Source organism: Mycobacterium sp., from assembly GCF_049647605.1.
Taxonomy (GTDB): Bacteria; Actinomycetota; Actinomycetes; order Mycobacteriales; family Mycobacteriaceae; genus Mycobacterium.
Window position 1 is genome coordinate 1 of sequence record NZ_JBARXZ010000107.1, and the last position, 4,747, is coordinate 4,747.

Here is a 4,747-nt window from a genome sequence, read left to right on the forward strand (position 1 = left end):
GCTCCACGGTGCGCCGCATTGCTTCGCGCTGTGCCACTGGGGAATCCAGCGGCGTCGCGGTGTCGGCACGTGCCGCCTCGAGCACTGCCGCAGTCCGCTCGCGGGCGTGGGCGTGATCTTGTTGCGCACTGGCGAGGATCGCGGCCAATTCCCGATCGGTGGCGGTCATCCGCTGCAGCGACTGCTGCGCGGCATCGGCGACAGCCCGGTATCGCTCCTGGCCGCTGCCGAGGCTCACCTGCGAAGCACGGCGCAGGCCCGCCCCGAGATGGTCGATGCCGGCAGCGACCGCCGCGGGCCTGCTGGCCGAGGCGAACAGATCGTGGGCACGGGTCAGGATCTCCAACTCACCCATGCGAGCCGCCCTCAGGCTGCCGAGCGTGGGAGCAGGCGTGGTGCCGGCAGATGGAGCACGGCAGCCGTCCCGGGCAGCACCTGGGATTCCGTGCGCTCGAGAAGCGCTGCGTTCTCGGGCAGCTCCCGGGCGTTGATCTCGCCCGCTGCGATCCGGCGCAATGTCTCATGCGCTGCCGCGAGTTCGTGGCGCTTGCGGTATTGACCGCCCGGCAGCTTCATTCCCGCCCACACGCCGTACTCCTCGCCGTGGTGGGCCGCCGAACCTGCGCATCTGCGCTGCTGGGCCAGCGGGCACCGGCGCAGGCAAAGGGTACGGGCCTCGGTTGCCGCGGTCTCGTAGGCGCGCGCTTTGGCCGCTCCGTCGGCTCCGTCGTCATCGGAGTAGCCGAACCACAAGTCGGGATTGGTGACGCAAGGTCGATCGGCGCTGTGTCGATCCATGTGAGGGACTCTCCTTCACTCGAGGGCGAATGACGGGAGCGTATATGAAAACACCTTCGATTAACAAGAAAACGTAGATAAAAACATATATGAAATGAGCTACCGGCCGGCGTGTGTACGATCCCTTCATGTCCGGAGGCCAGGCGTGAGCCGGGAATCCGCAGGCGCCGCGATACGTGCGTTGCGAGAATCACGAGATTGGTCCCTCGCCGACCTCGCCGAGATGACCGGCGTCAGCGTGATGGGCCTCAGCTACCTGGAACGCGGCGCCCGAAAGCCGCACAAAACCACTGTTCAAAAAGTCGAGAACGGCCTCGGGCTACCGCCGGGCACCTACGCCGGCCTGGTCCTCGCACCGGACTCCGACGCCGAACTGACCCAGCTGCTGAGCCCCCAGCCGCTGCCGCAGAATGTGCCCGACCCCCAGATCGTCGTCGACCGTCACACCGACACCTCGGTGTTCGAAGGATTCGCCGAGGCCCAGATCGAGGCCATCAATGCCGTCGTCGCCCGCCTTCCCGCCTCCACCTCTGCCGTATACGAATCCATCGTCCAATCCATCGTCGAGCAGTGCACCAAGGCCGAGCTGCTGGCCGCGAATTCGTGGCGGGTGGCGGTGAACGCCGGAGCCGATCCCGTGGGCCCGCTGCTGGCACACATCACCACGTTGGAAACCCTTCGGCGTGAGCTACTGTCCCGACTGCCGGACAGCCTCGGCGCCCGATTCGACCGGGCCTGCTCCCAATCCGGGTTGCCTGAGCACGTCGTCGCCGCCCTACTGGGCATCACCGCCGCCGAGGTCTGGGATATCCGGAACAACGGGGTCATCCCGGCAGGCGCCCTGGGCCGGATCCGGGCGTTTGTCGACGCCGGCCTCAGCCCGCCAGCTCGCGAATGAGGGCAGCGGTGCCGAGCTCGCGAAGGGCCCGGCAGCCGCGCTGCAGCATTGTCAGCACCATGTCGTCGCCGCGTTCGGTGGCCGCCGAGAACGCGAACCCGAAGGTGGTGATCAGCGGGATCTGTGGCATCCCCAGCCGGTAGTCGCGCCAGCAGGTGTTGATGTCGTAGCCACCGACACCGTGTGCCAGGAGCTCGCGGTGGTAGTCCCCGACGAGGTCGCGTTCGGCGGTGACGCGCAGCTCCGGCAGCAGGCTGGTGCCGGTGAAGTAGGACAGATCCCGGGCCGGCAGCCCCACGGTCAGCGTCTGCCAGTCGACCACGGTCACCCGCGTGCGCTCGGGATCGAACAGCAGATTGTCCAGCCGGTAGTCACCGTGCAGCAGGCTGAACCGGTCCGGCTCCAGCAGCAGCCAGCGCCCCACCAGGGCGGCGATCTCGGTGAGGGTGTCCCGATCCGTTGCCGACATCCGATCCCCCAGCCTGTCCAGGGTGGTGTCGGCGGCCATCACCGCAAGATCTCCCAGGCCCCGGGCGAAGTCGGCGTCCGGCCGGGGCATGGTGGCGCCGGTGAAGGTCAACCAGTCCGGGTCGCACCAGCGTGGCCCGTGCAGTCCGGCCAGCGCCGTCGCCGCCAGCCGCGCTTCCTCGACGGTGCACCCCTGCAGTTGATCGCCCTGCACCGCGGGGGCCAGGTCAGCCAACAGCATCACGAAATCAGCACCGTCGCGGTCGATTTCGCAGTGGTAACACCGAGGCAGTGGCAGCCGCAAGGTAGCCGCGACCTCGGTGTAGAAGGCGTGCTCGGACCGGTAGCCGAGCGCCACCCGCTCGCGTACCGCGTCGTCCTGGGACGGCAGTTTGACGATCAGGGTGGCCGGCAGGTCGGTGGGATCGGCGTAGGTGAGGGCAACACGGTAGGTGGCGCCGGTCTGTCCGGTGCCGACGGCGGTGACGGTTGCGGCGGTGACGTCGGTGCCGAGCACGGCCGTCAGCCAGTCGTTGGTGACGTCCTGCGGCCGGGCGGGAATCGTTGCGCTGGCGGTCACACAGTGAATTAGAACACGTTTCAGTCGCCGGAATTGTCGGACCGCGCGCCTAACTTGGCCCTATGACGGCATACATAGCAACGGTCAGCGCAGACCACGTCCGCCGCGCTGCGGCCGGCGGCTTCACTCAGGTCGACCACGGTAAACCCGACCGTCTCCGGCGGCTGGCCCGTGGCGACTGGATGGTTTTCTACTCATCCAAGACCCACTACCCCGAGGGCGATCCGCTTCGGATGTTCACCGCCATCGGCCAGATCGCCGACGACGAGCCCTACCAGGTGGAGGTGTCCCCGGAGTTTCGGCCGTATCGCCGCCGAGTCGAGTTCATCGACACCACTCCGGTGCCCATTCGCCCCCTGATCGACCAACTGGAATTCATCGAGGACAAGCAGCACTGGGGTTTTCGATTCCGGTTCGGGTTGTTCCGGATCAACAACCATGACTTCGACCTCATCCGCAGCACGATGACCGATCGCGCCGCCGCCTGACCGGCCATCGCGCGGCCACACCGCTGTCCTATCGTGGCAATGGTGAGCACCAGCGAACCCGCGGACGCATTCTTCACCACGCCTGACGGCTCTGCCGGCGGTGACACGTTTGTGCCGACCGAGCAAGCTCGCGGGCCCTGGGGCGGCACCGTCGGTGGCCAGCTGGTCAGCGGGCTGCTGGGCTGGGCGGTGGAGCGCGACGCCGGTGACCCGGACTTCCTGCCCGCCCGGCTGACCGTTGACCTACTCCGGCCGACCTTCATGGAACCGGTGCGAATCCAGACAACAGTGCAACGAGAAGGCAAGCGCATCAAGGTCGCTGACGTGACCCTGTTCCAGCGGGACACGGTGGTCTCCCGCGCCAGCGCGGTGTTCCTGCGCCGCACCGAGGAGCCGGACACGCAGGTGTGGTCACCGCCGCTGGAGATGCCGCCACTGCCCGAGGAACCCGCCGAACTGCCGCCCGGGCTGCCGATGTTCATGCGGGCCTACGGCACCAACCCCACCTCCGGCGGGCCGGGCCTCAATGCGACGGAATGGCAGCAGTCCCACAATCAGAAGTTCGCCTGGATTCGGCAGACACGGCCCCTCGTCAACGGCGCCGTCGCGACACCCTTCACCCGCGCCGTGATGTGTGCCGAGGTCACCAGCCCCCTGACCCACTGGGGCACCGGAGGCCTGCGCCACATCAACGCCGACTACACGTTGACGCTCAGCCGGCTGCCCGACAGCGAGTACATCGGCCTGGCTGCGATGAGCCAGCACAGCTCCGCCGGTATCGCCACCGGCACCGCCACCGTCTTCGATGTGCACGGCCCCATCGGCACTGCCGTGGCGGTCGCCCTTGCGCAACCGCCCGAGGCCTTCTCACCCCGCATCAGCGCTGTCTAGGAAGGAATTCCCGTGTCGATACTGATAACTCCAGACGCTCTGGCACAACAGCTTTCCCGCACCGATCTGCGGATCCTGGATGTGCGCTGGACCGTGATGGCCCCCGACGGCCGCCCCGATTACCTCGCCGGCCATCTGCCGGCCGCGGTGTTTGTCGACATGGATGTCGAGCTCGCCGATCATTCCGTGCCCGGCCGCGGACGGCACCCGCTGCCATCGGCGGCCAACCTGCAGCAAGCAGCACGCCGGTGGGGACTCAATACCGGTGACACCGTGGTGGTCTATGACGACTGGGGCGGCCAAGCCGCCTCCCGCGCCTGGTGGTTGTTGCGTGCCGGCGGTGTGACCGATGTGCTGCTGCTCGACGGTGGTTGGGCAGCCTGGCAACGTGCCGGGCTGGCGACGGAGACCGGTGACGTCACGCCCGCACCGGGTGACATCACCATCACCGACCTCGACGCGATGCCGACCACCGATGCCGACGGGGTGGCCGCCGACGCTGCCGCCGATGACCATGTGGTGCTCGACGCCCGGGCCGCCGCCCTGTACCGCGGGGACGAGGAGCCGCTGGATCCGCGCGCCGGGCACATCCCCGGTGCGGTGTCGGCGCCCACCGCCGCGAAC

The 4,747-nt window shown here is 68.0% G+C and carries 6 protein-coding genes and 1 pseudogene; 4 read left to right on the plus strand and 3 right to left on the minus strand.

Annotation, left to right across the window (positions count from 1 at the left end):
- Positions 1 to 355, minus strand: a pseudogene (locus WBB07_RS13815) (C40 family peptidase); the annotation flags it as partial.
- Between the two features lie 11 nt (positions 356 to 366).
- A complete protein-coding gene (locus tag WBB07_RS13820) occupies positions 367 to 798 on the minus strand; it encodes a WhiB family transcriptional regulator (protein WP_526308553.1) in 432 nt (143 codons plus the stop codon).
- Positions 799 to 943: 145 nt separating this feature from the next.
- On the opposite strand from WBB07_RS13820, the gene WBB07_RS13825 reads away from it, so the two are divergent.
- Positions 944 to 1,696 carry a helix-turn-helix domain-containing protein gene (locus WBB07_RS13825; RefSeq protein ID WP_526308555.1) on the plus strand — a complete coding sequence of 251 codons (753 nt, stop codon included), beginning with the start codon at positions 944 to 946 and terminating at the stop codon, positions 1,694 to 1,696.
- Here WBB07_RS13825 and WBB07_RS13830 read toward each other — a convergent pair.
- A complete protein-coding gene (locus WBB07_RS13830) occupies positions 1,674 to 2,744 on the minus strand; it encodes a phosphotransferase family protein (RefSeq protein WP_526308557.1) in 1,071 nt (356 codons plus the stop codon). The genes WBB07_RS13825 and WBB07_RS13830 overlap by 23 nt on opposite strands.
- Positions 2,745 to 2,806: 62 nt before the next feature.
- Between WBB07_RS13830 and WBB07_RS13835 the strand changes: the two genes are divergently transcribed.
- The 3 genes from WBB07_RS13835 to WBB07_RS13845 form a co-directional block, all read left to right on the plus strand.
- Complete coding sequence (locus WBB07_RS13835; RefSeq protein WP_526308559.1) at positions 2,807 to 3,232, plus strand: EVE domain-containing protein; 426 nt, start codon at positions 2,807 to 2,809, stop codon at positions 3,230 to 3,232.
- A 42-nt stretch (positions 3,233 to 3,274) separates the two neighbouring features.
- The gene (locus WBB07_RS13840; protein WP_526308561.1) at positions 3,275 to 4,123 is read left to right on the plus strand and encodes an acyl-CoA thioesterase domain-containing protein; all 849 of its coding nucleotides are present in this window, start codon (positions 3,275 to 3,277) and stop codon (positions 4,121 to 4,123) included.
- 12 nt (positions 4,124 to 4,135) lie between these two features.
- Positions 4,136 to 4,747, plus strand: a 612-nt coding sequence (locus tag WBB07_RS13845) for a sulfurtransferase (protein WP_526308563.1), incomplete at its 3' end; no start/stop codon positions are given.